This is a genomic window from Actinacidiphila alni, from assembly GCF_900112845.1.
Taxonomy (GTDB): Bacteria; Actinomycetota; Actinomycetes; order Streptomycetales; family Streptomycetaceae; genus Actinacidiphila; species Actinacidiphila alni.
In genome coordinates this window covers 163,654-189,366 of record NZ_FONG01000017.1, presented here as the reverse complement: position 1 = coordinate 189,366, position 25,713 = coordinate 163,654, and the positions used below count along the sequence as shown (strand labels likewise).

22 protein-coding genes and 1 pseudogene are annotated in these 25,713 nt (G+C 73.3%); 13 read left to right on the top strand and 10 right to left on the bottom strand.

Going from position 1 to position 25,713, the window contains the following annotated elements:
• Positions 1-436: 436 nt before the first annotated feature.
• From BM076_RS25715 to BM076_RS25705, 3 genes are all read left to right on the top strand, one after another.
• On the top strand, positions 437-1,066 hold the full coding sequence (locus BM076_RS25715) for a SigE family RNA polymerase sigma factor (RefSeq protein ID WP_407640708.1): 630 nt from the start codon (positions 437-439) through the stop codon (positions 1,064-1,066).
• Complete coding sequence (locus tag BM076_RS25710) at positions 1,063-2,259, top strand: DUF4232 domain-containing protein (RefSeq protein WP_093716060.1); 1,197 nt, start codon at positions 1,063-1,065, stop codon at positions 2,257-2,259. Before BM076_RS25715 ends, BM076_RS25710 begins: the two co-directional genes overlap by 4 nt.
• Positions 2,260-2,544: 285 nt before the next feature.
• Positions 2,545-3,462: an SURF1 family protein gene (locus BM076_RS25705; protein WP_093716059.1), complete on the top strand. Its 918-nt coding sequence runs from the start codon at positions 2,545-2,547 to the stop codon at positions 3,460-3,462.
• A gap of 39 nt (positions 3,463-3,501) precedes the next feature.
• On the opposite strand, the gene BM076_RS25700 is transcribed toward BM076_RS25705, so the two are convergent.
• The 4 genes from BM076_RS25700 to BM076_RS25685 form a co-directional block, all read right to left on the bottom strand.
• Positions 3,502-5,271 (bottom strand): S9 family peptidase, encoded by a 1,770-nt coding sequence (locus tag BM076_RS25700; protein ID WP_093716078.1) that lies wholly within the window; start codon positions 5,269-5,271, stop codon positions 3,502-3,504.
• Between the two features lie 149 nt (positions 5,272-5,420).
• Complete coding sequence (locus BM076_RS25695; RefSeq protein ID WP_093716058.1) at positions 5,421-5,942, bottom strand: universal stress protein; 522 nt, start codon at positions 5,940-5,942, stop codon at positions 5,421-5,423.
• A 151-nt stretch (positions 5,943-6,093) separates the two neighbouring features.
• A complete protein-coding gene (locus BM076_RS25690; RefSeq protein ID WP_093716057.1) occupies positions 6,094-7,326 on the bottom strand; it encodes a serine/threonine-protein kinase in 1,233 nt (410 codons plus the stop codon).
• A 149-nt stretch (positions 7,327-7,475) separates the two neighbouring features.
• Positions 7,476-8,258 carry a sensor domain-containing protein gene (locus tag BM076_RS25685; protein ID WP_093716056.1) on the bottom strand — a complete coding sequence of 261 codons (783 nt, stop codon included), beginning with the start codon at positions 8,256-8,258 and terminating at the stop codon, positions 7,476-7,478.
• 212 nt (positions 8,259-8,470) lie between these two features.
• Between BM076_RS25685 and BM076_RS25680 the strand changes: the two genes are divergently transcribed.
• The 4 genes from BM076_RS25680 (at position 8,471) to BM076_RS25665 (ending at position 13,363) form a co-directional block, all read left to right on the top strand.
• Entirely contained in the window at positions 8,471-9,673 is a 1,203-nt protein-coding gene (locus BM076_RS25680; RefSeq protein ID WP_093716077.1) for a damage-control phosphatase ARMT1 family protein, read from the top strand.
• 146 nt (positions 9,674-9,819) lie between these two features.
• Complete coding sequence (locus tag BM076_RS25675; protein WP_093716055.1) at positions 9,820-10,446, top strand: GNAT family N-acetyltransferase; 627 nt, start codon at positions 9,820-9,822, stop codon at positions 10,444-10,446.
• Positions 10,447-10,639: 193 nt separating this feature from the next.
• Positions 10,640-11,170, top strand: a complete 531-nt coding sequence (locus BM076_RS25670; RefSeq protein WP_093716054.1) for a hypothetical protein — start codon at positions 10,640-10,642, stop codon at positions 11,168-11,170.
• Between the two features lie 201 nt (positions 11,171-11,371).
• The gene (locus tag BM076_RS25665; protein ID WP_093716053.1) at positions 11,372-13,363 is read left to right on the top strand and encodes a serine/threonine-protein kinase; all 1,992 of its coding nucleotides are present in this window, start codon (positions 11,372-11,374) and stop codon (positions 13,361-13,363) included.
• Between the two features lie 319 nt (positions 13,364-13,682).
• Here BM076_RS25665 and BM076_RS25660 read toward each other — a convergent pair whose 3' ends face one another.
• Positions 13,683-14,246, bottom strand: a complete 564-nt coding sequence (locus BM076_RS25660; protein WP_093716052.1) for a YciI family protein — start codon at positions 14,244-14,246, stop codon at positions 13,683-13,685.
• 246 nt (positions 14,247-14,492) lie between these two features.
• Here BM076_RS25660 and htpG point away from each other — a divergent pair, with 246 nt between their 5' ends.
• Positions 14,493-16,460 (top strand): molecular chaperone HtpG, encoded by a 1,968-nt coding sequence (gene htpG / locus BM076_RS25655; RefSeq protein WP_093716051.1) that lies wholly within the window; start codon positions 14,493-14,495, stop codon positions 16,458-16,460.
• 79 nt (positions 16,461-16,539) lie between these two features.
• On the opposite strand, the gene BM076_RS25650 is transcribed toward htpG, so the two are convergent.
• The 3 genes from BM076_RS25650 to BM076_RS25640 form a co-directional block, all read right to left on the bottom strand.
• Entirely contained in the window at positions 16,540-17,691 is a 1,152-nt protein-coding gene (locus BM076_RS25650; protein ID WP_245796353.1) for a lysophospholipid acyltransferase family protein, read from the bottom strand.
• Complete coding sequence (locus BM076_RS25645) at positions 17,688-18,602, bottom strand: patatin-like phospholipase family protein (RefSeq protein ID WP_245796351.1); 915 nt, start codon at positions 18,600-18,602, stop codon at positions 17,688-17,690. The genes BM076_RS25650 and BM076_RS25645 overlap by 4 nt, the downstream gene beginning before the upstream one ends.
• A 168-nt stretch (positions 18,603-18,770) precedes the next feature.
• A complete protein-coding gene (locus BM076_RS25640) occupies positions 18,771-20,102 on the bottom strand; it encodes a transcriptional regulator (RefSeq protein ID WP_093716049.1) in 1,332 nt (443 codons plus the stop codon).
• A gap of 208 nt (positions 20,103-20,310) precedes the next feature.
• Here BM076_RS25640 and BM076_RS25635 point away from each other — a divergent pair, with 208 nt between their 5' ends.
• From BM076_RS25635 to BM076_RS25625, 3 genes are all read left to right on the top strand, one after another.
• Entirely contained in the window at positions 20,311-21,042 is a 732-nt protein-coding gene (locus BM076_RS25635; RefSeq protein WP_093716048.1) for a DUF4232 domain-containing protein, read from the top strand.
• 64 nt (positions 21,043-21,106) lie between these two features.
• A complete protein-coding gene (locus BM076_RS25630) occupies positions 21,107-21,643 on the top strand; it encodes a hypothetical protein (protein ID WP_218160115.1) in 537 nt (178 codons plus the stop codon).
• 419 nt (positions 21,644-22,062) lie between these two features.
• Complete coding sequence (locus tag BM076_RS25625) at positions 22,063-22,791, top strand: DUF899 family protein (RefSeq protein WP_093716047.1); 729 nt, start codon at positions 22,063-22,065, stop codon at positions 22,789-22,791.
• A gap of 4 nt (positions 22,792-22,795) precedes the next feature.
• Here BM076_RS25625 and BM076_RS25620 read toward each other — a convergent pair whose 3' ends face one another.
• Positions 22,796-23,653 (bottom strand): hypothetical protein, encoded by an 858-nt coding sequence (locus BM076_RS25620; RefSeq protein WP_245796348.1) that lies wholly within the window; start codon positions 23,651-23,653, stop codon positions 22,796-22,798.
• Between BM076_RS25620 and BM076_RS25615 the strand changes: the two are divergent.
• Positions 23,652-24,200 (top strand): annotated as a pseudogene (locus BM076_RS25615) (class IV adenylate cyclase); the annotation flags it as partial. The gene BM076_RS25620 and the pseudogene BM076_RS25615 overlap by 2 nt on opposite strands.
• Positions 24,201-24,263: 63 nt before the next feature.
• Positions 24,264-24,605: a YybH family protein gene (locus BM076_RS25610; protein ID WP_093716074.1), complete on the top strand. Its 342-nt coding sequence runs from the start codon at positions 24,264-24,266 to the stop codon at positions 24,603-24,605.
• Positions 24,606-24,607: 2 nt separating this feature from the next.
• Here the strand turns inward: BM076_RS25610 and BM076_RS25605 are convergent, their stop codons facing one another.
• Positions 24,608-25,312: a nucleotidyltransferase domain-containing protein gene (locus tag BM076_RS25605; RefSeq protein ID WP_093716046.1), complete on the bottom strand. Its 705-nt coding sequence runs from the start codon at positions 25,310-25,312 to the stop codon at positions 24,608-24,610.
• Positions 25,313-25,713 lie beyond the last annotated feature (401 nt).

Sequence of the window (25,713 nt, the reverse complement as noted above, 5' to 3'; positions counted from 1 at the left end):
GATCCGTATCTCGGTGGTCACCCGGATCGACGACGTCAAGTCCGCGGTGCAGGCCGTGCATTCGGCCTTCGGCCTGGACAGCGACAGCGACGAGGCCGTCGTGTACGGGGGCACCGGACGGTAAGTCCCGGACGGTGAGCGGCGGACGACAGGCGGCCGACCCCCGCACGGACCGGCGCGCGACGTGACAAAGTTGCTGGTCTGGACCACTTGAACTCCTGTGCCCCGCCGTTGGACACTTTGCTTTCCCTCGTCAGGAACCGACTGGCCCGAGGGCGCGTCTTTGGGGCATTGAGGAAGAGCTGGTACGCATGCGGATATGTGGCGCTCCGTCGAGCGACGTGCCGTGCGCGTACAACCCTGAGGGGGGGATGCGTGTCCAACAGTCGTGGCGGAGGCACTGGGTATCGAGACGGCGTTTGGGCGGCACGGGGCGATCGCACCCCCACGGCTGCCGCGACCGCATGCGCCTGGCGCGCTCTCTGGCGGCATTCCGGTGATCGCGCCCTGGCCGGTCACGCGGGTCACGACCACGACCGCGGACGGCGAGGACTCTGACACCGCGATGGCAGTAGGCACCACGGTCGACCACCTCACCGAGACCTACCGCGCCCACTACCGTTCACTGCTCGGCCTCGCCGCGCTGCTGCTGGACGACACGGCCTCCTGCGAGGACGTGGTCCAGGAGGCGTTCATCCGGGTGCACTCCGCCCGCAACCGGGTCCGCGACCCGGAGAAGACGCTGGCCTATCTGCGCCAGACCGTGGTCAACCTCTCCCGTTCCGCCCTGCGCCGCCGCATCCTCGGGCTGAAGCTGCTCTCCAAGCCGATGCCCGACATGGCCAGCGCGGAGGAGGGCGCGTACGAGATCCTGGAGCGCGACCAGCTCAAGGCCGCGATGCGTACGCTGCAACGCCGTCAGCGCGAGGTGCTCGTGCTGCGATACTTCGCCGACATGACGGAGGCGCAGGTCGCCGAGACGCTGGGGATTTCCCTGGGCTCGGTGAAAGCGTACGGTTCGCGAGGCATCGCGGCGCTGCGCGTCGCGATGGAGGCCACGGCATGAACACCCCCGCCACCCCCGACGACGCGCACGGTATGGAAGACCTGACCAAGAAGCCCGATCCCGACAGCCTCGGTGACCTCGAGAGCGCCGACGGCGCCGAGTGCACCGCCGAGGAGGAGGCGCTGCGCGCGCTGCTGCGCGACGCCGTCCAGAACATCGAGGCGTCGCCCGATGCGCTCGACCACCTGCGGCGCGCGATCCCGGCGCGCCGGCAGCACCGGCGGCAGGCGCTGGCGGGCGCGGCGGCGGCCGTGCTGCTGGCCGGCATGGCGGTGCCCGCGCTGATCCACGCGGCGGACGCCTCCGGCGGTACGACCGCGGCCCCGGCCAATGTCGCCAGCTCGCACGCGCCTTCGCCGGGCGAGGACGGCCACTCCAGCTACTGGGCCGGCGGGCCCACCGTCGGTCAGGCGCCCACCGCGACGGGCGGCACCGGTGGCGAGGAGACCAGCCCGGTCGGCGCCCCGCCGCCCGTGACCGCCACCCAGTCGGGCACGGTCGTGCCGACCGCGCCCGACTGCTCCAGCGTCCAGCTCGGCCAGGGCAGCAGCTCCGCCGACTCCCCGGACGCCACCGGCCGCGTCTACGGCTGGTTTCGCGTCGCCAACGTCTCCGGCATCCCCTGTACGGTGCCCGGCGGCGGGCAGGTGCAGGTCCTCGCGGAAGGCGCGGCCGACGCGTCCCGCATCCAGGTCGTCGGCCACACCCCGGGCGACCCGGCCGCCGGGCTGCCGGCCGTGAGCGACGGCCCGGTCGTGCTCGCTCCCGGCGACAGTTACGAGGTGCGGTTCGCCTGGGTCCCGGCGGGCGACGGGCCCGGCGGCTGTCCCGTCACCCCCACCACGCCCCCGACCACCCCGACGCCGACTGATACCGCGACGGTGCCCCCGGCCACCGGCGGCCCGACCGGCGGCTCGGGCTCGGGCCCCGACTCCGGCAGCGGGAGCGGCACCGGCAACGCGACCTCGCCGCAGCTCGGCACCGGTGACGCACCCACCAGCCCGCCGCCGGCCAGCGTCGAGCTGAACCACACCCCGGCCGCCGGCGCCCCCGTCGTGGACGGCCCGGTGATCCAGAACGCCTGCGCGGGCACCATCTACACCACCGCCCCCATTCCGGACAGCCCCTCCGGCTCCGGCTCCGACGGCGGTACGGGCTCCGACGCCGGTACGACGGCGGGCTCCGGCTCCTAGGGCGTGTCCGCAATATCGCGCCTGGCCGGCGGCGCCTGGCACGCACGCTCGCTGCGTTGTCGGGCTCGTCCGAGTAGGCCCACTACGAGGACGACCTCCCCCAGACTCCGTCCGGGGGTACCCCCACCGCCTTGCGATCGCACGCACCAGACACCGCCGGCCTCGCCCTGCGGGCGGACGCCGCGACTTTGCGGACACGCCCTAGGACGCGACCGGCCGGTGCGGGTCCGGCCGGTGCGGGTCCCCGGTTGTCGGGGCGCGGACGGCCCCCCGTACCGTGGTGGTGTGTACCGGTTCCTGCTCACCCCGCGCTGGCTCGCGGTCAGCGTCCTGTCGCTGCTGGCCGTGCCCTTCTGCGTGTTCATGGGCAGTTGGCAGCTGAGCCGGTTCGAGGTGCGGGTCGACTCGCACAAGACCGCCGAGCACGACCGGGGCAAGGCCGCGGCCGAGGCGGCCGTGCCGCTGGCGACGCTGCTGCCGGGGCCGCGCACCCAGGTGCCGGACGGCGCCTCCGGTCGGTCGGTCACGGCGACCGGCCGTTACGACACCGGCCACCAACTCCTGGTGCCCGACCGCACGCTCGACGGTCACGACGGCTACTACGTGCTGACCCCCCTCCGGGTCGGTGCGGACGGCACCGCGCTGCCCGTCGTCCGCGGCTGGCTGCCGGGCGACGCCTCCGACGCGGCGCGCAGCGGCGCCGTACCGGCCGCGCCGACCGGACAGGTCACCGTCACCGGCGCCCTGCAGTATCCGGAGAGCACCGGCACCGACGGTGTGAAGTCCGGTGCGCTGCCCTCCGGTCAGCTCGGCATGATCAGCGCCGCGTCGCTGGTCAATGTGCTGCCCTACCCCGTCTACAGCGGCTGGGTCACCGCGACCGACCCGGCCGCGCCGCTGAAGGCGGTGCCGCCGGCCGCGGCGCCCAACAGCGGCCTGGACATCAAGGCGTTCCAGAACCTCGGCTACACCGGCGAGTGGTTCGTCTTCGCCGCCTTCGTCGTCTTCATGTGGTTCCGGCTCGCCCGCCGCGAGGCCGAGATGCGCGCCGACGCGGCCCTCGGCCTCGTCCCCGACGAGGAGGCCCGTGACGACGAGGCGCCCGGCGACGGTGAGGCACCCGCGGGCGGGGAGGACGGCGACGGGGGAGACGGCGCCGCCGACCGGGCGGACGCGGCCGTTACCGCGTCCGCCGACGCCTAGCCCCCCGTACCCGTACCGCCGGTAAGAGGCCGGGGAGAGCTAGCCGCCCACGTGCTTGAGCGCGAAGGCCAGCTCCAGGCGGACCTGCTTGATCCGCTCCTCGACGACCAGTGAGCCGTGGCCCGCGTCGTAGCGGTACACCTCGTGCGGCTTGTCCAGCTGCCGCAGCCGCTCGACGTAGTTGTCGATCTGGCGTATCGGGCAGCGCGGGTCGTTCATGCCCGCGCTGATGTAGACCGGGGCGGCGACCCGTTCGACATAGGTGAGCGGGGACGACGCCTCGTAGCGGGCCGGGACCTCTTCGGGGGAGCCGCCGAAGAAGGTGCGGTCCAGCGACTTGAGCGCCTCCATCTCGTCGGCGTACGCGGCGACGTAGTCGGCGACCGGGACCGCCGCGATGCCGACCGTCCACGCCTCCGGCTGGGTGCCCAGGCCCAGCAGGGTCAGATAGCCGCCCCAGGAGCCGCCGGTGAGCACCAGCCGCTCCGGGTCGGCCAGGCCCGAGGAGACCGCCCACGCGCGGACCGCCGCGATGTCCTCCAGCTCGATCAGGCCGACGCGGTGCTTGAGCGCGTCCGTCCACTCCCGGCCGTAGCCGGTCGAGCCGCGGTAATTGACCCTGACCACCGCGAAGCCGTGGTCGACCCAGGCGGCCGGGCCGGCCGCGAAGGCGTCCGCGTCGTGCCAGGTCGGGCCGCCGTGGATCTCGAACACGGTCGGGAACGGCCCCTCGCCCGCCGGTTTCTGCACCAGCGCGTGGATCCGGCCCCCGGGCCCGTCCACCCACGCGTCCGTCACCGGCACGGACTCCGGCGCCCGCAGCCCCGGCGCCTCCAGGACGACCGCGCCGGTCGTGGACCGTACGGCGGGCGGGCGCTCCGCCGACGACCACAGATACTCCACCGTCCCGTCCGGCCGTGCGGTGGCGCCGCTGACCGAACCCGCGGGGGTGTCGAGCCTGGTCAGGGTGCCGGCCGCCAGGTCGTAGCGGAACATCTCGCTGCGGGCCCGGAAGTCGTGGACGACCAGCAGCGCGGAGCCGTCCGGATACCACTCGGCGTGCACGTCGCCGGGCAGGTCTATGGCGAGCGCGCTCTCCTCGCCGGTGGCGGTGTCCCAGATCATCGGCAGCCAGCGGCCGGACCGCTGGTGCCCGACCAGCAGCCGGGTGTCGCCGACGACGGGCGCGAAGCCCAGGCAGTCCAGGCCGAGTTCGACCCGGCCGCCGTCGGTGTCGTCCAGCTCGGCGACCGCCCGGCCGTCGGCGACCGACAGCACCCGCAGCGCGCTGTGCATCGCGTCGCCGTGCTCGGTGTGCTCGATCACGACGAGCGTGCCGTCCTCCGAGAGGTCACCGACGCTCGCGGACTCCTCGTGCCGGTAGACCTCCACCGGCTCGGCGTCCGGCCGCACCACGTACACCGACGTGCCCTCGTCGTCGGTGGAGCGGCCGACCACGGCAAGACCGTCGGGGCCGAGCGCGAGACCGGCCGGATAGGACGCCTCCAGGCCGGGCGCGGCCGGTACGTCCTCGCCGCCGTCGAAGGGCTGGCGCATCCATATGCCGAACTCGTCCCCGTCCGTGTCCGAGAACCACCACACCCACGCGCCGTCCCGGCTCAGCGTGCCGTCCGTCGTCCCGTTCGGCCGGTCGGTGACCTGCCGTCGCCCGCCCGTCGTGCGGTCCCACGCGTACAGCTCGTACGTCCCGGTCACGTTGGACACGAACAGGCTGCGGTGCGGGGCGTCCTCGGCCCACTCCGGCAGTCCCACCCGCGGCGCGCGAAAGCGCTTCTCCCACTCCGGCATGGACCCCGTCGGGGATCCGGTGATCTCGTTCATGCCCCCATGATGCTCTGCCCCGAGCACATTCGGGCACCCACCCTTCACAGCCTGTGGATAACTTCCCGCGCTTCCTCGCGCTTCCTCTCGCTTCCCCGCGCTTCCCGCGTCGGCGGTCACACCGTCGCCGAGCCCCGTACGACCACGACCGGGCAGGAGGCGTGCAGGGTCACGGTGTGGCTGACCGAGCCGAGCAGGGTGGCGCGGAAGGTGCCGTGGCCGCGGACGCCCACCACGATCAGGTCGGCGCCCTCGCCGCGGTCGAGGATGGTCTGCGCGGCGTTGCCGAGGACGGTGCGGCGGGTGACGGTCGCGGCCTGCTCGGGCGTGAGCGCCTTCTCGATCGCGTCGTCCAGTACCCGGGCCGTGGTGGCCTCCAGGTCGAAGTCCTCCGGCAGCGCGGGCAGCCCGCCCCAGCCGTAGGCCGACGGCATCTCCCAGGCGATCACCGCTTCCAGCACGGCGCCGGTCAGGGCCGCCTGGCGCACCGCCCAGCGCAGCGCCTGGAGAGACGGGTCGGAGCCGTCCACGCCGACCACGATCCGCCCGGACCCCGCCGCATCCGTAGCCGTAGCCGTGTCCGCCGCGTCCGCGTCCGGGGCCGTGCCCGTCTCCGCGTCCCGTGCCGCCTCGCTCATGGCCGCCACCCTTTCCTCGGCTCGCCGGCTGCCCGTCCCCACACCCTAGGCGCGAAGGACGAACGCCGCATGACGGGCCAATCCGGGCGCTGTCACTGTGCTGGACGTCGGCGCGGACGGTACGAAGGCGCTCTGACGGCGTGATCCGTGTCTACGTCACCAGGTGGCGGCGGACGATGGCGTTGAACGTGTGCGCCCACCAGGTGAGTTCGGCCGGATTGCGGCTGCTGACGCGGCCGGTGTGGACGGTGCCGTCGGTGAGGACGACGGCGACGCGGAAGACGGATTCGCCGGGCGCGACATCGCATTCTGCGATGTCGACCAGCGGCCAGGGGAATTCGGTGGTGCGGCCGTTGAGGCCGAGCGAGATGCCGTAGTCGTCGGCGAGCACGGCGTTCTTGCGGTCCATCGCGAGGAAGTCCTGCTCCTCGTCCGGCGGCGCCGGCACCGCCGGCCCCTGCGCGTTCGGATACGCCGGATACGCCGGATACGCCGAGGCCAGCGCGGGCGACGGCGGGACCACCGGCCACGGAACGGCCGGCGCGTACGAGGGCGGCGGTGGTACGGCTGGCGCCTCCTCCTCGGCCGGCGCCGCCTCCGCCTCCTCCTCACCCGCGTCGCCGAACCAGTCCAGGAGCTGATCGGTGCTCGGGCGCCGTTCCGCTTCCTTGGCGAGGCACGCGGCGACCATCGGGCGGATCGCCTCGGGTACGGCCGAGACGTCGGCGTCGTGGTGCACCGAGCGGTACATCAGGGCGACCGGGGTGCCGCCGCCGAAGGCGCTGCCGCCCGCGGCGGCCACCAGGACGGCGCCGAGCGCGAAGACGTCGGCGGCGCCGGTCACATCGCGGCCCTCGGCCTGTTCGGGGGCGAGGAAACCGGGGGTGCCGAAAGCCGTTCCCGTGGTGGTGATGCGGGTGTTCTCGACGGCCCGCGAGATACCGAAGTCCAGCACCCGGGGCCCGTCGGCGGCCATGATGATGTTGCCGGGTTTGAGATCGCGGTGCACCAGACCGCAGCGGTGGACCGCCTCCAGCGCCTCGGCCAGGGCGGCGCCCAGCGCGCGCAGCCGCTTCTCGTCCATCGGGCCCTCGGTGGCCAGCAGCCGCGAGAGCGTCGGACCCTCCACATAGGCGGTGGCCAGCCACGGCGACTCGGCGTCCGGATCGGCGTCCACCACAGGGGCGGTGTGGAAACCGCCCACCAGGCGGGCGGCGGCGACCTCGGCGCGGAAGCGGTCCCGGAAGCTGGGGTCCGACGCCAGTTCCGGGCGGGCGACCTTCACCGCGACATGGCGTCCGCCGCGGGACCGGGCGAGGTAGACGACGCCCATGCCGCCTTCCCCCAGTTTGCGCACGACGGCGTAGCTGCCGATCCGTTCCACTCCGGCTCCCCTGGACACCCGGTACCCCCCCGCCCCCGCGGGACCGGTTGACCAGTATGGCCCGTCCCGGGCCGACGAGGTCGGTCCGGGACGGGCCGGTGGACGGGGAAGTGCGGCTCCGGGTCCCTTACTTGCCGACTACTTGCCGCCTACTTGCCGAGCAGGCCCCGCACCGCCGCGCGGTCGACGTTCGTCAGCGCGCGGACGAGCGCCGGGGTGAGGAAGACGATGACCAGGCCGAGGGCGGAGGCGCCGGCGATCTGGAAGGGGGAGGAGAGGTAGAAGGAGTGGTGCACGCCGCCGGAGGTGTAGTCGTACAGGCGGTAGCCGGGCCAGCCGACGTAGTGCGGGAAGACCCAGGAGTAGGCGGGCAGCAGGGCGACCGTCCAGCCGGTGACCAGGAAGGTCAGCGACAGCACGAAGCTCAGGACGCGCCAGGGGAACATCACGGTGTGGAAGAGCAGCGCCTTCCAGCCGGCGGTGTCGCCGAGGCGGGCGGTCAGCGCGGCCCAGCGGCCGGGGGTACGGGGCGCGGGGACGGGACCCGGAGCGCCGACGTCGAGGCCGAGCAGGCCGCGGGTGCGGCCCCGTTCCGCGCTGCCGAGACCGCGAGCGCCGGCCAGGGCCGCGGCCAGCACCGGCACACCCAGCGCGGTGAGCACCAGGGCCGCGCCGAGCATGGACATCGTGACGGCGAAGGTGAAGCCGGCGATCGCGACCGGCAGCGACGTCAGGGTGTAGCCGATCTCGCGGAAGGCCGCACCGGAGAAGGGCGCGCGCCAGAAGCCCGGCCGGTCGTCCGTACGGGGGCGCGTACGGCCGGGAGCGCGGCCGGCGGTGGCGTACGCCGGGTGCCCGGGTCCTGCGGCGCCGGGCAGCAGACCGGGTGCCGTGGTGCGCTGCCCGGCCTGCGGGAGGGTGCTGGCGGTCATGGCTGGCCTCGAATCATCGCGGTGGGGACCGTTCCGTCCTGATGACTCCACGATCCCGCCCGGCACCCCCTCGGCGGCATCCGGCAGCCCGGCCGGTCGGGGGTGGGGGCAGCCCTACCCCCTGCCATTCTTGAACGGTGTTCGAAACAGGTGAAGGACAGAGGCCGCGTGCCGGGCAAGCCGGTACGCCGGAGGCCGCCCCGCCCGTGGTCATGAGCGGGACGCCGGGCTCCTTCGCCCGCAGTGTGCTCACCGACCGCCACCCGGTGCTGCTGCGGCAGGTCGCGGACGGCCACCCGTACCCGCCGGACGTACGGCGGGCGCTCGACGCGCTCGCCGAGGAGACGGCGGCGCCCGCTGCGGCCGACGCGACGGACGGCCCGTCGATGGGCCCGCTCCCGACCGGCGCCGCCTTCCCCGACCGCGAGCTGTGGGAACGGTGGGGCGTCGCACACTATGTGGGCCGCAAGTCGTGGTACGACGTGCCCTTCCTGTGGGCGGAGAACTGGTTCTACCGCAGGCTGCTCGCGGCGGTCGGCTGGTTCGGCCCCGGGCCCTGGCAGGGCGTCGACCCCTTCGCGCCGGTCAAGCGCGCCGAACTGGCCGGCGCCGAGGTCGCCGCGGAACTGGCCGCCCTGGACGGGCTCGACGCCCTCGCCCCCGGCGAGCGGGACCAGGCACTCCTGCGGGCCGCCCTCTGGGGCAACCGCGCCGACCTCGGCTTCCGCCTCACCGCCGACGCCGGCACCACCCCGGACAGCGCAGCCTCAGCCGTCCTCGCCGACGACAGCCCCGCCCTCTGGCGCCACCTCGCCGCCGCCCCGCCCGGCACCGCCGCCGTCCACCTGATCGCCGACAACGCCGGTCGCGAGCTGATCCCCGACCTGATCCTGCTCGACCACCTCCTGAACACCGGCCGCGCCGCGACCGCCGTGCTGCACGTCAAGCCCTACCCGTACTTCGTCTCCGACGCGACGACCGCCGACGTCCTGGAGTGCGTGCGCCGGATCGGGCGGGCGCCGGGGCGGGCCGGGGAGACGGGCGTACGGCTGCGGGAGGCGCTGGGCGACGGCCGGCTGGCTATCCGTACGCACCCGTTCTTCTGCGCGCCGCTGCCGTACGCCGCCATGCCCGGCGATCTGCGGGCCGAACTGGGCGGCGCCACCGTGACCTTGCTCAAGGGGGACCTCAACTACCGCCGCCTGGTGGGTGACCGGTGGTGGCCGCCGACCTCCGGATTCGCCGCGGCCACCGCGTACTTCCCCGGCCCGCTCGCCGCCCTGCGCACCCTCAAGTCCGACGTGGTGGTCGGCCTGGACGCGGCGACGGTCGCCGGGCTCGACGCCGACAGCCGCACGACGGGGACGAGTTGGCGGACGAGCGGCACGTACGCCGTCGTCCAGACCCGCACCTGAGAGCCGTGCCCAATGCTGTGCCCAATGCCGTACCGGCGACCCGTATCGGCGACCCGTACCGGCGGGCGACCGCACCCTCTAGGCTGCAACGGCCGTAAACGGTTGATCAGTTGATACGACGTGGCAGACGAAGGGCGGACAGGGCGATGGGTGTGGCGATCCGGAGGGCCGGGGCGGACGACCGGGAGGTCGTGGTCGGGCTGCTGGACAGGGTGTTCAGGAACGACCCGGTGAGCAGCTGGGTCTTCCCCGACCCGGACCACCGGCTGCGCAAGCACCCCGACCTGATGGGCGCCTTCGCCGACCAAGTGTTCGCCGAGGGCTGGATCGACATGACCGAGGACGGCAAGTCGGTCGCCCTGTGGCTGTCGATGCCCGCGGCCGGGGACGCGTCCGGTGACGCCGCCGACGCGCACGGCGGGGACGACGACCCCGCCGCATTCCGCGAGGCGGTCGACCCGGCCAACGAGCGCGTCGAGCAGATCGCCCGCATCATGGGCGAGAACCACCCCACCGACCGCGCCCACGCCTACCTCCTGCTGATCGCCGTGGACGCCGAAGTCCAGGGCCAGAGCCGCGGCACCGAGTTGATCTCCGCCGTCCTCGAACGCTGCGACCGCGAGGGCCTGGCCGCCTATCTGGAGGCGAGCAGCGAGCGCAGCCGCGGCCTGTACGAGCGGCTCGGCTACGTCTTCACCGGCCGCACCCTCGACCTCCCGGACGGCCCCCACATGTGGCCCATGTGGCGCGACCCGCAGACCCGTACCGCCTGAAACGCCTTGCCCGCGGCGCTCGTTGTCCGGGCGGCGCCCGGGTCTCACGCCGGTCGGAACCGGGGCTGTCCGTACCGATGTCCCTCCTGGGGAGAGCAGTTGCCGCGGGGCGGCCGTCGAGGGGGCGGCCGCCCCGTTTCGTGGGTAAGGAACGGTTGGCGGAAGCGGCGGACGGGCGGTGGGGGATGGGGCGATGACGGACACGGAGTCGGGTACCGGTACGGGAGTGGGCGCGGCCGGGCTGGCGGAGCGACGCGGCTTCGGCGAGGCCCACTTCCACCAGGCGCTGGGCGGGGGAGACGTCGGTTGCGTTGGCTTCGGCGTGGGCGCCGTGCTGCTGATCCCGGGCATCGGCATCCTCATCGGCCCGTACGGTCCGGCCGCGACGTCGGTCGCGATCGCCCTGCTGGTGCTCGCCGTTCTGCTCCCGGTCGCGGCCCTGCGCTACGAGGCGCACCGCGACGGCCGTATCCCGCGACTGCACGTTTACGACGGCGGCATCGTCCTCACCGGCGCGGCCGGTGCCACCGCCCACGCGTGGCGGGACCTGCGCCTCACCGAGCGCTCCCACACGGCGACCTACGGGCAGGGCGGTTCGCAGCGGCGCGTGGAGCGCCTCGAACTGCGCGACGGCGACGGCCGGTTGCTGTGCTCCACCGGGGCCCTGGACCAGAAGGCCGTGATCCTGCGGCTCGCGCAGGCGGGCGGCGCGCGGCTGCCGTAACGGCGCGGCGGGCGTGAACGCGGCGATTCGTCGTACAGACGTACAGACGTACAGACGTACAGACGTACGGCGCAGGTCCGCGGACCGCACGGGTCCGGTGACGGACTCGCAACAGCCTTGCCCCGTACGGCGCGCCCGGCGCACGGTGCCCGGTAGTCTCACTGCCGCCATGGGCACCTACGGGGACGAGGACATTCAGCGATGAGCAGCACGGCAGATCCCGGATCGGTTTTCCAGCCGCTCGAAGCGGACGACCCGGCCTCGGTCGGCACGTACCGGCTGGCGGCGCGGCTCGGTTCCGGCGGCATGGGCAAGGTGTACCTGTCGTACACGCCCGCCGGACGCCCGGTCGCGATCAAGGTGATCAGGCCCGAATTCGCCGAGGACGCGGAATTCCGGCGCCGGTTCCGGCAGGAGGTGACGGCCGCGGCGCGCGTGCACGGCCTGCACACCGCGCCGGTCATCGACAGCGACGCGGACGGCGCGCGGCCGTGGCTGGCCACCGCCTTCGTCCCCGGGCCGACCGTCGCGGCGGCCGTCTCCGAGCACGGGCCGCTGCCGGTGCCGACCGTCCTGCTGCTCGTCGCGGGCATCGCGGAGGCGCTGCAGTCCGTGCACGCGGCCGGCATCGTGCACCGCGACCTGAAGCCGTCCAACGTCCTGCTGGCCGCCGACGGCCCGCGCGTCATCGACTTCGGCATCGCGCGCGCCGCCGACGCCACCTCGCTCACCGACAGCGGCCTGACCATCGGCACGCCCGCCTTCATGTCGCCGGAGCAGGCCGCGGGCCGTACCGTCACCGAGGCCACCGACGTCTTCGCGCTCGGCCAGGTCGCCGCCTATGCCGCGACCGGCGGGCCCGCGTACGGCGACGGGCCCTCGCACGCCGTGCTCTACCGCATCGTGCACGAGGAGCCGGACCTGTCCGCGCTCCCGGCCGAACTGCGCACCCTCGTCATGCGCTGCCTCGCCAAGGACCCCGGGCTGCGGCCCTCGCTGTCCGAGGTCGTGTCGATGTGCCAGGCGGCCGCCGACCAGACCCAGCTCGTACGGCCCGAGCAGTGGCTGCCGGTCGCGGTCGCCGCGGCGATCCCCGAGCGGCACGCGGCGCCGACGTACAACCCGCCCACCCCGGGCGCGGCCACCACCCCGGACACCCCGCCGGTCGGGGCGCCGCCCGCGTACACGCCGACCGCGCACAGCGCGACCCCGCCGCCGGCCCACCCGCCGACGCAGCCCGCGCCGACGGCGCCGCCGACCGGGCAGCCGCCCGCCCAGCCGCCGACCCACGCGGCGGCGACCCAGGCCGCCCCGACCCCGCCGCCCGTCGCCCGGCCTCAGCCCGCGCAGCCGCCCGCCGCGCCGCAGCCGCCGACGCAGGCCGCGTACCACCAGACCCCGCCGCCGCAGCACGGCTTCGCCCAGGGCCCGGCGCCCACCGGGCCGCAGCCGCAGTACGGCTACCCGCACCAGCAGGTCCCGCCGGGCGCGCGCCCGTACGGCGGCCCGGCCGGTCCGATGGGGCCCGGCGGCCCCGGTGGCCCGCACACCATGGCGCCGCGCGGCCCGCTGCCGCTGCCGCCCAAGAAGAAGAACAAGGGCCTGATCGTGCTGGCCGTGATCGGCGCCCTCGTCGTCCTCGGCATCGCGTCCACCGTCATCCGGGCCGTCGGCGGCTCCTCCGACAAGGACAACAGCGCTTCCAGCGGCAGCAGTTCGAGCAGCGGCACCTCAGGCAAGGACACCGGCGACGACTCCTCGCAGAAGCCCACCGCCACCCGGAAGGCGTCCCCGCCCAAGGTCGAGTCGCACCCGAACGTGCAGCTGCCCGCCTCCTTCCACATCAGCTACTCCGACCAGACCCTCCAGCCGCGCGAGGGGGCGGACGACGACCTCTGGTACTACTGCGACGGCGGTGGCGGCAACTGCGTCTTCCGCTCCTACGAGACCAACATGGTGCTGCTCAACACCGGTGAGAAGGGCTCGCTCGACACCTGCCTGGGCGACACCCGCTACACCCACGAGATCGAGCAGGCCCGCCTCTCGCAGGGCTCGCAGATCTGCGCCCGCACCTCGTCCGGCTCTGTCGCCCTGATCACCTTCAAGAAGGCGTCCGCCGCCTCCGACCCCAGCACCAATGTCGTGCTCGACATCGACATCTGGCGCAACGCGATCCCGGCGGAGAATTCCTGACCTCCCGGGGCCTGTTCGTTACGCGGCGGCCGTCGCCCGTATCGCCTCGCGCATGAGGCGCCGGGGCAGCGCGGAGCGCGCGGACCTGGCGGGGGTCGGAGAGCGCATCGGCCGCCGGAGCCGGCCGGTTGCCGCTGTGGCGGACGACGACGAGGTGGCCCGCGTGGTCAGGATGCCGGTCGGGGGCCAGGAACGCCGGGTGGGCGGCGAGCGGTTCGACGACGGCGCGGACGGCCGCGTCGAACGCGGCGCCCCTCCCCGTACGTTCTCCCCCCGTGCCGTCCACTCCACCACAGGGGTCCGACAACGGCCGCCGCCGCTACTCCGGGCGGCCCCCGAAGTCCCAGTTGTGGACCTCGACGTCGGCGTACCGGTCCGCGGTCAGCACGGCGCGCGCCGCCCGCGCGTCCTCGGCGGCGAGGATCGCGGCGGTGCCGAGCCAGGCCGTGCCGTCGTCCGAGAGCAGCGGGCCGTACGCGATCATGTCGGCGTCCGGGGCGGACGGTTCGGGGTCGGCGGCACCGGCGGGGTCGCCCGCCTCGGCGAGGCCGAGGACGAGGAAGCGCCGGCCGGCCTCGGGGTCGCCCGGGAACTGCCACATGGTGCGGCCGAGGACGTTGCGCCAGCGGCGCACGAGGACGTCGCGGTAGACGCCCGCCTGGTAGGTGGGCTCGTCGAAGGCGAAGGCGCGTGCCGCGGCGGGCCCCGGCAGGTCGGCGATGTGGATGCTGCCGGTGGGGGTGTCCAGGTCATCGGCGAGCGTCGGACCGCGGGCGATCAGCTCCGCGGCGAAGCGGTCCATGTAGGACCAGTGTTCCTCGATCATCTCCGCCCGCAGGCGGAAGGAGCCGGGCCGGTCGCGGTGGTAGCAGAGGAATTCCATGACCCCCACAGTGGCCGAACGCTCCGGGCCGGGGCGAGGGGTTTCCCGGGGCGCCGGGTACGGGGTGCGCCGGGTGCCGAGTACGGGGTGCGTTGGGGAAACCCGGGCGTCCGGTACGGGGTGCCCGACCACGGCCCGCCGCCGCTGACTTAGAGTGCTGCGGTCACTGCCCGTCGTCCCCCTGTCACTCCGGTGACCGGGCAAGGACCGACAAGGACCGACAAGGACCAGAAGGACCAACAGACCATGCCGACCGAGACGTTCGAGTTCCAGGTGGAAGCGCGCCGGCTTCTGCAGATGATGATCCACTCGATCTACTCCAACAAGGACGTGTTCCTGCGTGAACTCGTCTCCAACGCCTCCGACGCGCTCGACAAGCTGCGCCTGGAGGCGCTCCGCGACGACACCCTCGGCGCGGACGTGTCCGATCTGCACATCGGCCTCGAAACCGACCCGGAGGCCAGGACGTTGACCGTCCGGGACAACGGGATCGGCATGTCGCGCGACGAGGTGGTCGCGCTGATCGGCACGATCGCCAACTCGGGCACCGCGGACTTCCTGAAGCAGCTGAAGGACACGGACAAGGGCGACGCCAATGGCACCGGTGCCGATGGCCTGATCGGGCAGTTCGGCGTCGGCTTCTACTCCAGCTTCATGGTCGCCGACGAGGTGACGCTGCTGACCCGGCGCGCGGGCGAGACCGAAGGCACCCGCTGGACGTCGAGCGGCGAGGGCACGTACACCGTGGAGACCGTCCCGGACGCCCCGCAGGGCACCTCGATCGTGCTGCGGCTCAAGCCGGAGGACGCCGAGGACCAGCTGCACGACTACACCTCGCCGTGGAAGCTCCGCGAAATCGTCAAGCGCTACTCGGACTTCATCACCTGGCCGATCAGGATGGTGCCGCCGTCGAAGGACGCGGAGGACGGCGCTGAGGACGGCGAAGAGTCGGCCGCTCCCGAGGCCGCCCCCGAACCGGAGACCCTCAACTCGATGAAGGCCCTGTGGGCCCGCTCGCGCGACGAGGTGAGCGACGACGAGTACCACGAGCTGTACAAGCACATCAGCCACGACTGGACCGACCCGCTGGAGACCATCCGCCTCCAGGCGGAAGGCACCTTCGAGTACCAGGCGCTGCTCTTCATCCCGGCCCGCGCCCCGCAGGACCTGTTCATGCGCGACTACAAGCGCGGCATCCAGCTCTATGTGAAGCGCGTCTTCATCATGGACGACTGCGAGGAGCTGATGCCGCCGTATCTGCGCTTCGTCAAGGGCGTGGTGGACGCCCAGGACCTCTCGCTCAACGTCTCCCGCGAGATCCTCCAGCAGGACCGGCAGATCCAGCTCATGCACCGGCGGCTGGCGAAGAAGGTGCTGGCGACGGTCAAGGACCTGCAGGCGGCGGAGGACGGCACCCGATACGCCACCTTCTGGCGGGAGTTCGGCCGCGTCGTGAAGGAGGGGCTGCTGAGCGACATGGAGAACCGGGAGACGATCCTCGGTGTCTCGTCGTTCGCCACGACCCACGAAGCGGAGGACGGCAAGGAGCAACTCACCACGCTCGCGCAGTACGTGGAGCGGATGAAGGACGGCCAGGAGCACATCTTCTACCTCACCGGCGAGTCCCGGCAGGCGATCGAGAACTCCCCGCACATGGAGGCGTTCCGGGCCCGCGGCATCGAAGTGCTGCTGCTCACCGACCCCGTCGACGAGGTGTGGGTCGACACGGCGCCGGAATTCGCGGGCAAGCAGTTCCGCTCGGTCGCCAAGGGCGAGGTCGATCTCGGTACGGCGGAGGAGCGGGAGGAGGCGCGCGCCGAGCGCGAGAAGAAGCAGGAGGAGTACGCGGACCTGCTGACCTGGATGACCGAACGCCTCGGCGAGCACGTCAAGGACGTACGGCTGTCCTCGCGGCTGACCGTCTCGCCCGCCTGCGTCGTCTCCGACACCGACGACGTCACGCCGGCCCTGGAGAACCTCTACCGCGCAATGGGCCAGGAGATCCCGCACACCAAGCGGATCCTCGAACTCAACCCGGGCCACCCGCTGGTGGCGGGTCTGCGGCGCGGCCACGCCGAGCGCCCGGACGACGCGGCCCTCGCCGAGACCGCCGAACTCCTGCACGACCTGGCCCTGTTGGCCGAGGGCGGCGAGCCGTCCGACCCGGCCCGCTTCGTGACGCTGGTCGCGGACCGGCTCGAACGGACGCTGTGACGGCGCGAGTTCGGGCGGACGGCGGGTGACCCGAGGCGTACGCGTACCCGTACCCGTGCACACGCGGTACGCGTACGCCTCACGCGTGCGGTGTCGCAGGCACCGCCTGGGCCGCCGTCCAGCGGTCCATCCGTTCCCACTGCCCGAGCAGCCACTCGCTGCGCGCCGCGTCCCCCGCAGGGATCTCCGCGGCCGGTACCCGCCACCAGTGCACCCGTACCGGTCCCCGGAAGGGGAGGAAGGACCAGGCGGCGCGCGGCGAGGCGATGACGTCGAGTCCGGCATGGCCGACGAAGACCACGTCCGCCGTGGGCGCCGCGGCCAGTATCGCGAGGCTCCCGGCGTCCCGCGGCGGCAGGACGTACCGCAGCCGGGCGGCGCGGGCCGCCCGCCGGTACTGGCCGAGGCGCCGCAGCGCGGCGACGGCACGACGGTGCCGGTGCGGGGTGAAGTTGCCGCCCTCGGGGAAGATCACCAGCGCGTCCCGGGGCCGCAGGCCCGCGGCGAGCGCCCCGATTGCGTTCTCCGCGGTGCCGTCGGCCGGAGGGAGGAAGCAGTGCGGCACCCGGCCGAGCAGCACATCGAGGCACGGATCGGCCCGCAGCACTCCCTTCAGCACGGTGTGCGGCAGCAGCCCCGCCTCGGTGAGCAGGAGTTGCAGCAGCAGGAAGGAGTCGCCGAGCCCCGCGTGCCGGACGAAGACCACCAGCGGTGTGTCCGGTGCCGACGTCCGTACGGCCGTGGGCGGTGCCGGAGTTGTCTCCACCCGCAGCCGGAACAGCCGCTCGGCGGACCCGCGCAGCACGGCCAACAGGCGTGCGAGCAGGGCGAATGCCTCGGCGGCCCGGCGTTCCCGCGTCGCGCGCGGGGCGCGCAGGAAGAGCGCGGTCGCGGCCAGCAGTCCGGACAGGTCCACCAGCAGGTAGACGAGGACGAAGCACGCCATGCGGCTCGGCCGCCACGGCCCGCGCGACGGGAGCGAGACGGGTGCGCCGAGCACGGTCACCGCGATCAACACGGCTGCTACGGCCGGTATCAGGGCGAGGAGGAGCGCGGTGGTGACGGTCCGCCGGGCGGCGGTGAGCAGGGCGGTGCCGGGCCGCGCGGCCCTGGACGCGGCGGGTCGGCCGGCTGGGGCGGCGCCGACCGGGCGGGATTCGTAGACCGGGGCGGCGTCGGAGCCCCCCGAGGCGTCCGGGTCGCCCGACGCGCCCGGCAGGAGGCGGCTCACTCCGGACCGCCCGGCGTCGTGCCCGCACCGTCCGCTGCCGCCAACTCCCGTTCCAGGTAACGGGACGAGGCCGCGTACGCCCGCTCGATGCGTGCCGCCGTCTGGCCGAAGGCCCGGTGCCGCAACTGCTTCAGCGTGCCGCCCTCGTCGGCCGGTCCCGCGCCCGTCGGCAGCACCCGTACGGTGACGTGCGGGGGCAGGTCGGCCATGTCGCGGGCGAAACGGTGCCTGCGGGCGATCTCGAACGCGACGGTGGCGACGTCCCAGGGCAACTTCGGTGGCGTCAGCGGCCGTTCGACCCGGCCGACCTGCAACACGTAGATCTCGCGGGCCCCGAGGGCGACCGCCCGGCCCACCGGGATGCTGTTGACCAGCCCGCCGTCCACGAAGTGCTCGCCGCCGATCGCGACCGGCGGCAGCAGCCCCGGCACGGCCGACGAGGCGAGTACCGCCTCCACCAAGGGGCCCCGGTCGAACCAGCGCTCGGCGGCACGTTCGATGTTCGCGGCCACGCACTGGTAGGGGACCGCCAACTCCTCGATACGGTCGGCCGGTACGTGCTCGCGCAGCAGGCCGGAGAGCGCCGTCGGGGTGTAGAGGTGGGTGCGGCTGCGCACCGCGGTGGACACCCGCCCGAACAGCGAACCGGTGAACACACCCGCCCGGCCGAGTCCCGTCCACAGCTCGATCAGCCGAGCGACGGCGGTCTGCGACGGTTCGGCCGCGACCGCCGCTCCGTTGATCGCCCCGACCGATGTTCCCAGTACAAGACCCGGCGTGACGCCCGCGGCGAACAGCGCCTTGAGCATGCCGACTTCGTGCGCTCCCAGGGCTCCGCCGCCGCCCAACACGAAGGCCGGGCCGACGCCGGTGCCGACGCCGACTCCGGTGCCGTCCGGCCGCGGCTCCACCGTTGGCTCCGTTGGCTCCATGCCGGTCGCGTGCCCGGCCGCCGTACGTCCAAGCACGGCGTACGGTCACGGCGCACGGTCACGGTGTACGGCCGGCCTACGTCGTACGGCTGGGCAACGTCGTACGGCCGCAACGTCCTACGGCCGGGCGATGAGACGTCAACCGCCTTACCGGGGAATCCAGTCGGTGTATCCCGGCGGGTAGTCGTAGCCGGGCCGGCCGACGTCCGCGCTCGTACGGAAGGCGGTGCCGTCGTTGTCGATCCGGACGGTGCCGTGGCGGTCGCCGCTCGACCAGTCGAGGGAGAGGTCCCAGCGGACGTCGTGCGCCGCGGTGTGGGCGTTGATGTAGAAGACCTCGGGGTCGGACTCGCTGACCTTGTACGGGAAATCCCGCTGCCCGCCCTTCGCGGCGACGACGGGACTGCCCCGGTCGAGGTCGATGTCGAACGACTTGGTGTCGACGCCGCCCCCGCAGCCGCTGCCCATCGAGTAGTCGTTCCAGGCGAGCGGCGCGTCCTTGGCCGTGACGCGTACGTGCAGCGCCTCCAGCACCACCGTGTCCGCGCCGGTGCCCTGCACGGTGAGCGCGACCCGCTGCTCGTCCGAGGACACCGCCGCGTACGCCGCCGCCCAGCGCGGCGCGTCCTGCTCGCTCGCCGGCGGCCCCATCTGCGCGGGCTCCTTGTCCACCAGGAAGTGCTGGCTGCACGCGTCCTCGTAGACGTACGGCCGGACGCCGACGGTGATCGGCGTGCCGGTGCCGGTGTCGCTCCGGCCGGTGTGGGTGGGCGTGCCCGCGGGCGGCGCGGCCGGCTTCGTACGCGGGGTGCCCGGCGCCGATGTGGACGGCGCCGGGTCCGCGGTGCCGCTCGCGCTCGCCGGGGGCGGGGTGGCGGTACGGGGGCCCGGTCCTGTGGTCGCGGTGGCGCCGACCGCCTGCTGGTCCCCGCCGCCGTCCCCGCTCCACGGGTGCTGCGCGACGAGGACGGTCGCGCCCACGACGGCCGCGACGGCGACGGCGGCGATCAGTGCCGTACGGCGGCGGCGCGGGGGACCGCCGGGGGAGGCGGGCGGGGCGGGAGGGAGGCGGACGACGACGGGTTCCGCCGTGTCGGCGGCCCGGGCCGAGGCGGGCGCGGGCTCGGGCTCGTCGGTCGCGGTGTGGTCCGGGACGTCTGCGGCCTCCGGAACGTCCCCGGCCTCCCCGACTTCCGCGATCCGCTCCTCCGCCTTGGCGCCGCGTGCCGCGTCCGCCAGGATCCAGCGGCGGTGCAGCTCGACCAGTTCCGGCGGCGTCGCACGGCAGACGCGGGCGAGGCGTTCCACGGGCGCGTAGTCGTTCGGTACGGCCGTGCCGTTGCAGTAGCGGTGCAGCGTGGACGTACTCGTGTGCAGCCGTTTGGCGAGCGTGCCGTAACTCAGCCCCGAGCGGTCCTTCAGCTCCCGCAGCAGCGTCGCGAACTCCTCGGTCGCCCGCGGCCCCGCTTCCCCTGACACCCGTTCCTCCGTTCCACGGCGTCCCGTTCCGGCGTTCCAGGGGCACCGTGTTCCCCCTGGTCAGAGCGTGTTTCGGCGTTCCCGCGTCCCTTGTTGCCCGCCGGGCATGGCGGGCGGGACGGATCACGGCACAAGCTCCGGTCATCCAAGCATCGCACTGACCGCAGCAGCCGAGAACCGAGCACGACCGAGAGATGGGGTCCGCCACATGTCCACCACACGCACCTCCCGCAGCCGCACCCGTACCGGTGTCCGCCTCGCCGGCGCCGCCGCGTCCGCCGCACTCGCCGCCCTCGCGCTGACCGCGTGCGGTGGCGGTTCCGGCGACGGTACGGACAAGGCCGCGGCCGACATCTCCGCGACGACTCCGACCTCCCCCGCCTCCCCGACGAAGGCGCCCGCGCCGCAGCCGTCCGCCACGACGGCGAAGCCCGCACCGGCCCCGGCCTCCGCGTCGAAGAAGCCGCCGACCCGGAGCGGCGCGCCCTCGAAAGCCCCGGCCCCCGCGAACAAGCCGGTCACCTGCGACGGCTCCAACACCAAGACCGTCGCCGCCCCGATCGCCCGCCCCGTCAACCACCTGCTGCTCACCGTCACCAACACCGGCAGCCGCACCTGCTACCTCTACGCCTACCCGGCCCTGCGCTTCGGCGAGGCCCAGGCCGTCCCGCCGGCCATCGAGGACTCCCACCCCCAGGCGGTCGTCACCCTCAACCCGGGCGAGTCCGGCTACGCCTCCGTCCGCCTCTCCGCCGCCGACGGCACCGGCACCCACGGCTACACCGAGCACTCCCTCATCGTCCACTTCTACGACCGCTCCCTCTCCACCAGCACCCCCAGCCCGGCCCAGCCCCCGCTCCCCGCCAAGGGCGTCCACGTCGACGACTCCCTCACCACCACGTACTGGCAGCAGTCCCTCAGCGACGCCCTGACCTGGTGACCCCACCCGCCCCGCTCGCGCCCCCACGGGGAAGGGGCGCGAGCGCTGCGGAATACTCCTGCCCATGGCCGTGACCCAGCAGCTCGCCCGCGTCACCGCCGCCTATGTCGCGGCCTGCCGCCGGGCGGCCGGGACGGCGCCCGACGGCGACCACGGCTGGGACCCGCCGTCGCGGCGGACGACTGAGCCGGGAACGGGGAGAAGAGAAGCGACCATGTCCGGCACCTACGACGAGCTGCCCGGGTTCGAGCACGTCCTCCTGGAGGACAGCTATGTGCTGGACATCGAGGCCCGCCCCGGCGTGCTGACGCTGCGCCTGGACCTGCTGCTCCTGCCCGGCCACCCCGAACACCGCCCCCCGCGGCCGGGCGAGCGGGCCTGCTTCCGTACGGCCACCCTCGTCTTCCGCGACGTCCGCGACCTGCACTGGACCGGCCAGGGAAGACCCCCCTCCCGCGACCCGGACGGCACCCCCGACCACGGCTGCGTCGACGCCCTGACCCGCACGGACGCCGACGCCTACCGCCTGGAAGGCGACTGGGGCGCAATCACAGTCGCGTCGACGCCCCCGGCCCTGCTGATCCACCCCGACCTCGCCTAGCCCGTCGGCCGGGGCGTATGAGCGTGCGACGACGGAGGCCGAACCGCCCGATCCGCGGCGACAGAGGGCATGATCCCGAGGCCGGTGACCAGCGGGCTCCACGGCTGAGGCCCGGCCTCGACGACCCGGATCCACGTGCCGTGTTCCTCCGTACGCCGTCCCTCGTCGCCAGCAGCTCGGGCGTGACCGTCACCGCGAACAGACCGCCGTCCGCGCCGATGTCCTTCAGTTCTCCGGCGACGCGTGCGGGCGCCATCGGGGTCGCGATGCTGAAGCTTGTGGGAAACAGCCACGGCAGATCCGATGCTGCCGCACCGGCCGGTGACCTGTTACCTGTGACCGCCGCGCCCGACCGATGAGTTTCGGGCGCCCCCGGGGTCAGTACTCCCGGAAGCACACCCGACCCTCCCGGAGGGACCATGTCCGCAACAGGAACGAGCGCCCACGCCACCCCCCTGCCGCCCGTCGTCGACGCCGCCACCTGGGAGAAGGAGCTGGCCGCGCTGCGCGTACGGGAGAAGGCCGCCACGCGCGAGCTGGACGCCATCGCGGCGCAGCGCCGCCGGCTGCCGATGGTGCGGATGCCCGACTACGTGCTGGAGGGCGAGGAGGGGCCCGTACGGCTCGCGGAGATCTTCGGCGAGCACCCGCAGCTGATCGTCTACAACCACATGTGGCACACGGGCGCGGAGTGGCAGTGCGGCGGCTGCACCGGCTTCACCTCGCAGTTCACACGGCTCGCGGGCCTGGAGAAGTTCGACGCCCGGTTCGTGATCGTCACCCAGGGGCCGATCGACGAGGCACTCGCGTACCGCCGCAAGGTGGGCAACCGGATGACGTGGTACTCCACGGCCAACAGCGGCTTCGGCAGCGACGTCGGCGCCCCGCCCGACGGCGGCTTCGCCGTCAACGTCTTCCTGCGCGACCCCGCCACCGACACCGTCTACCGCACCTGGCACACCGACGGCCGCGGCACCGAACAGCTCAGCCACCTCTTCCCCCTGGTCGACGTCCTGCCCTACGGCCGCCAGGAGGAATGGCAGGACTCCCCGGACGGCTGGCCGCAGTCCCCGACCTACAGCCGCTGGGCGTCCTCCCAGGAGATCGCGGCGGCGTACGGGGAGAGCGCGGAGGCCGCCGCCGACTGAGCCCTCAGGATTCCCCCACGCCACCGGAACCGGCGAAGGCCGTACGCCCGAACCACGCCCGCGCCTCGTCGGCGGGCAGGACGCGGGTGAGTTCGGCCGTGCCCGGAAGGTGCGGGAAGAAGCGGTCGGCGTTCCAGCCGCGCCGGTACGCCGGCTCGCCGAGCACGAGCAGCCGGCGGCCCTCCACGACGGGGATGTCGTCGGGCAGCCCCTCGTTCCAGAGGCGTTCGCCGTCCGGGGCGAGGAGTTCGAAGGCCCCGGTCGTGACGGTCTCGGTACGGCCCTGCGCGGGCGCCGGATCGGTGGCCAGCCGTACGCTCTCCGCCGACGGCGCCGTGCCCGGTACGTGGCCGCCGCCGATGAGGACGTGCGCGAGCAGCGTGTGCAGCTGGAAGTTGTCCCCGATGCCGCCGATACGGATCTCGAAGCCGGTGCCGGTGGGCTCGTGCAGCACCACGAGCGTCTCCTCGTCCAGTACCGCCAGCGCGTAGGCCAGGCACTTGAGGTCGTGCCGCTCCAGCGCCGCCACCTCGCGGCAGGCGGGCAGCAGCGCGGCGCCGTACTGCCGCCGCACCTCCACGCTGCGGCACAGTACGGCCAGCGCCGGCGGCTGCCACGTCTCGAGCGAGCACCAGGCGAGTGCCAGCCGGGTCGCCTCCAACCGGTCGCCGCCCAGGCGCGCGAGCAGCGCGTCGTCGATGATCTCCTCGTTCGGCTCGGGCAGTTCGCCCCCCGCTCCGCCGCCATCGGCCCACCGCCGCGCGAACTCCCGCGCGTCCGACAGCCCTTGCCATACCCCGCCGAGGATCGGCTCCGCGAACCGGAAGCGTCGTGCACAGCGTGGTCCGGGAAAATGAATCATGAAGCACGAGTACGAAGCGAAGTTCCTCGCCGTCGACGTCGCCGGACTCCGGGCCCAACTGGCGGCCTTCGGCGCGGTCCAGGTGTTCCCCCGCACCCTGCTCACGCGGAAGATCTTCGAGAGCGACGTCCTCGACGGCTCGCAGTGGGTGCGCCTGCGCAACGAGGGCACACGCACCACCCTCACCCTCAAGCAGGTCACCGACGCCACGTCCATCCACGGCACGACCGAGATCGAGACCGAGGTCGGCGACCTCGACGCGATGGCCGAGATCCTCACCAACCTCGGCCTGCGCGAGGTCCGTTACCAGGAGAACTTCCGCGAGGAATGGCAACTCGGCGATGTCGCCTTCGACTTCGACACTTGGCCCGACCTCCCCACCTTCCTGGAGATCGAAGGCCCCGACGAACCGTCCGTACGCGACGCCGCCGCCCACCTCGGACTCGACTACTCCGACGCCCGGTTCGGCAGCGTCGATGCCATCTACAAGAGCGAGACCGGCCGCGACATCCTCGCCGAACCGACCCTCCTCTTCCCGGACGCAGGCGCAGGCGCCTCCGTCGGCGTGGCCGGCCCCGCGCCCGGCCTCGTCACCGAACTCACCGCCTTCATGCGGCAGTACGAGCAGGCCACCAACAGCCACGAGATCGACCGCGTCGTACCGCTGATCGCCGAGGACGCGGTCTACTGGTTCTCCGACGGTTCGTACCGCGGCGTCGCCGAGATCACCGGCGCCATCGAGCGGACGTTCGCGACGATTCGCGACGAGGCGTACGGGATCGGGGACTTGGAGTGGGTCGTGCTGACCGCCGACCACGCCGTGTGCCGGTACCGCTTCTCCTGGACCGGGATCGTCGGCGGCCGGCCGCGGTCCGGAGCGGGCCGGGGCACGAATGTGATCGTGAAGCGCGACGGCGCGTGGAAGATGCGCCACGAGCACTTGAGCACGTGACCCTACGGCTTGCCGCTGCGCCGATATCCCGCCCACAACCGGCCGCCCGCCTGATCCAGCACCTCGTCCACGACGGCGACGAGCGGCTCCGTCCGGCCGTCGAGGGCCTGCCGAACCGCGCCGTGGAGCCGTACGGCCAGGCCGGGCGCCACCTCGTCCAGCCGGCGGGCGAGCCACTTGGCGGCGCCGTTCCAGGAGTTGTGGACGACGAGGGCGAGTTCGGCGGTACGGCGGGCGATCTCGGTGGAGATGAAGAGGAGTTCGCCGGGGTCGGTGCAACTGGTGAGGTCGTCGAGCAGGTCGGTGAGCGCGTAACGGCGGTCCTCGACCTCCGCCTCGGGCATGGGCGCGGGACCGGCCGCGACGAGCGCCTCGGCCCGCGCCTTGAGCCGGGCGCCGACGCCGTCGGTGTCGAACAGCAGCGTGCCGCCGGCGCACATCGACATCAGCGGCGAACTCCGCAGCGGGACTTCCCGGTCGACAAAGGCGTTCCAGGTCTCCTCCGTATGCACGAGCAACTCCACGGGCCACCCCCGCTCCCGCACACTCAACCGATACGGCGCCGGCTCCCCGTCCAGCACCACAACGATGTCCAGATCGGAGTTGGCCGTACGCCTGTCCGTCATCACGCTCCCGCAAAGGAACGCCGCCCTGGCCCCAGGATGCAGCTCTTCCACAACGGCACGCGCGTCCTTGATCGGATCCATGCCCCCGATTCTCAACCGCCCCCGCCCCGTACGCACGGCACTTTCGTCCCGCCAGCCGCCCGCGCACGGGAGCGGAAGACCTGACCTGCTGCTATACCGTCGGGGCGGCGGGATTTGAACCCACGGCCTCTTCGTCCCGAATGAGGCCCTGCCCGCCCGCTGACCTGCGGGATTCGGGAAACCACAGGTCAGGGGGTTGGTCTGAGTGAGTCTCGGGAGGCGGGTTTTCCATGATCGTCTCCCAATTTTCTCCCGGAGAAGACGGCTCGGGACGTGCAACAGCTCCCCTGCGTGCGGCGGTTGATGTCGTGGCGCCCTGCGGCTTCGATGAGCTGGCGCAGGGCTCCGCATCCGGGCAGCAGAGCACCCAGATTTCAGCGGGTTCGCGGAAAGTCGCAATT

Bases quoted from the DNA above. Each gene is read 5' to 3' on its own strand.
- BM076_RS25710 (WP_093716060.1), top strand. From the start codon at position 1,063: ATGAACACCCCCGCCACCCCCGACGACGCGCACGGTATGGAAGACCTG.
- BM076_RS25700 (WP_093716078.1), bottom strand. From the start codon at position 5,271: ATGCCGGAGTGGGAGAAGCGCTTTCGCGCGCCGCGGGTGGGACTGCCG.
- BM076_RS25695 (WP_093716058.1), bottom strand. From the start codon at position 5,942: ATGAGCGAGGCGGCACGGGACGCGGAGACGGGCACGGCCCCGGACGCG.
- BM076_RS25685 (WP_093716056.1), bottom strand. From the start codon at position 8,258: ATGACCGCCAGCACCCTCCCGCAGGCCGGGCAGCGCACCACGGCACCC.
- BM076_RS25680 (WP_093716077.1), top strand. From the start codon at position 8,471: ATGAGCGGGACGCCGGGCTCCTTCGCCCGCAGTGTGCTCACCGACCGC.
- BM076_RS25675 (WP_093716055.1), top strand. From the start codon at position 9,820: ATGGGTGTGGCGATCCGGAGGGCCGGGGCGGACGACCGGGAGGTCGTG.
- BM076_RS25670 (WP_093716054.1), top strand. From the start codon at position 10,640: ATGACGGACACGGAGTCGGGTACCGGTACGGGAGTGGGCGCGGCCGGG.
- BM076_RS25665 (WP_093716053.1), top strand. From the start codon at position 11,372: ATGAGCAGCACGGCAGATCCCGGATCGGTTTTCCAGCCGCTCGAAGCG.
- BM076_RS25660 (WP_093716052.1), bottom strand. From the start codon at position 14,246: ATGGAATTCCTCTGCTACCACCGCGACCGGCCCGGCTCCTTCCGCCTG.
- htpG (WP_093716051.1), top strand. From the start codon at position 14,493: ATGCCGACCGAGACGTTCGAGTTCCAGGTGGAAGCGCGCCGGCTTCTG.
- BM076_RS25635 (WP_093716048.1), top strand. From the start codon at position 20,311: ATGTCCACCACACGCACCTCCCGCAGCCGCACCCGTACCGGTGTCCGC.
- BM076_RS25630 (WP_218160115.1), top strand. From the start codon at position 21,107: ATGGCCGTGACCCAGCAGCTCGCCCGCGTCACCGCCGCCTATGTCGCG.
- BM076_RS25625 (WP_093716047.1), top strand. From the start codon at position 22,063: ATGTCCGCAACAGGAACGAGCGCCCACGCCACCCCCCTGCCGCCCGTC.
- BM076_RS25620 (WP_245796348.1), bottom strand. From the start codon at position 23,653: ATGATTCATTTTCCCGGACCACGCTGTGCACGACGCTTCCGGTTCGCG.
- BM076_RS25610 (WP_093716074.1), top strand. From the start codon at position 24,264: ATGCGGCAGTACGAGCAGGCCACCAACAGCCACGAGATCGACCGCGTC.
- BM076_RS25605 (WP_093716046.1), bottom strand. From the start codon at position 25,312: ATGGATCCGATCAAGGACGCGCGTGCCGTTGTGGAAGAGCTGCATCCT.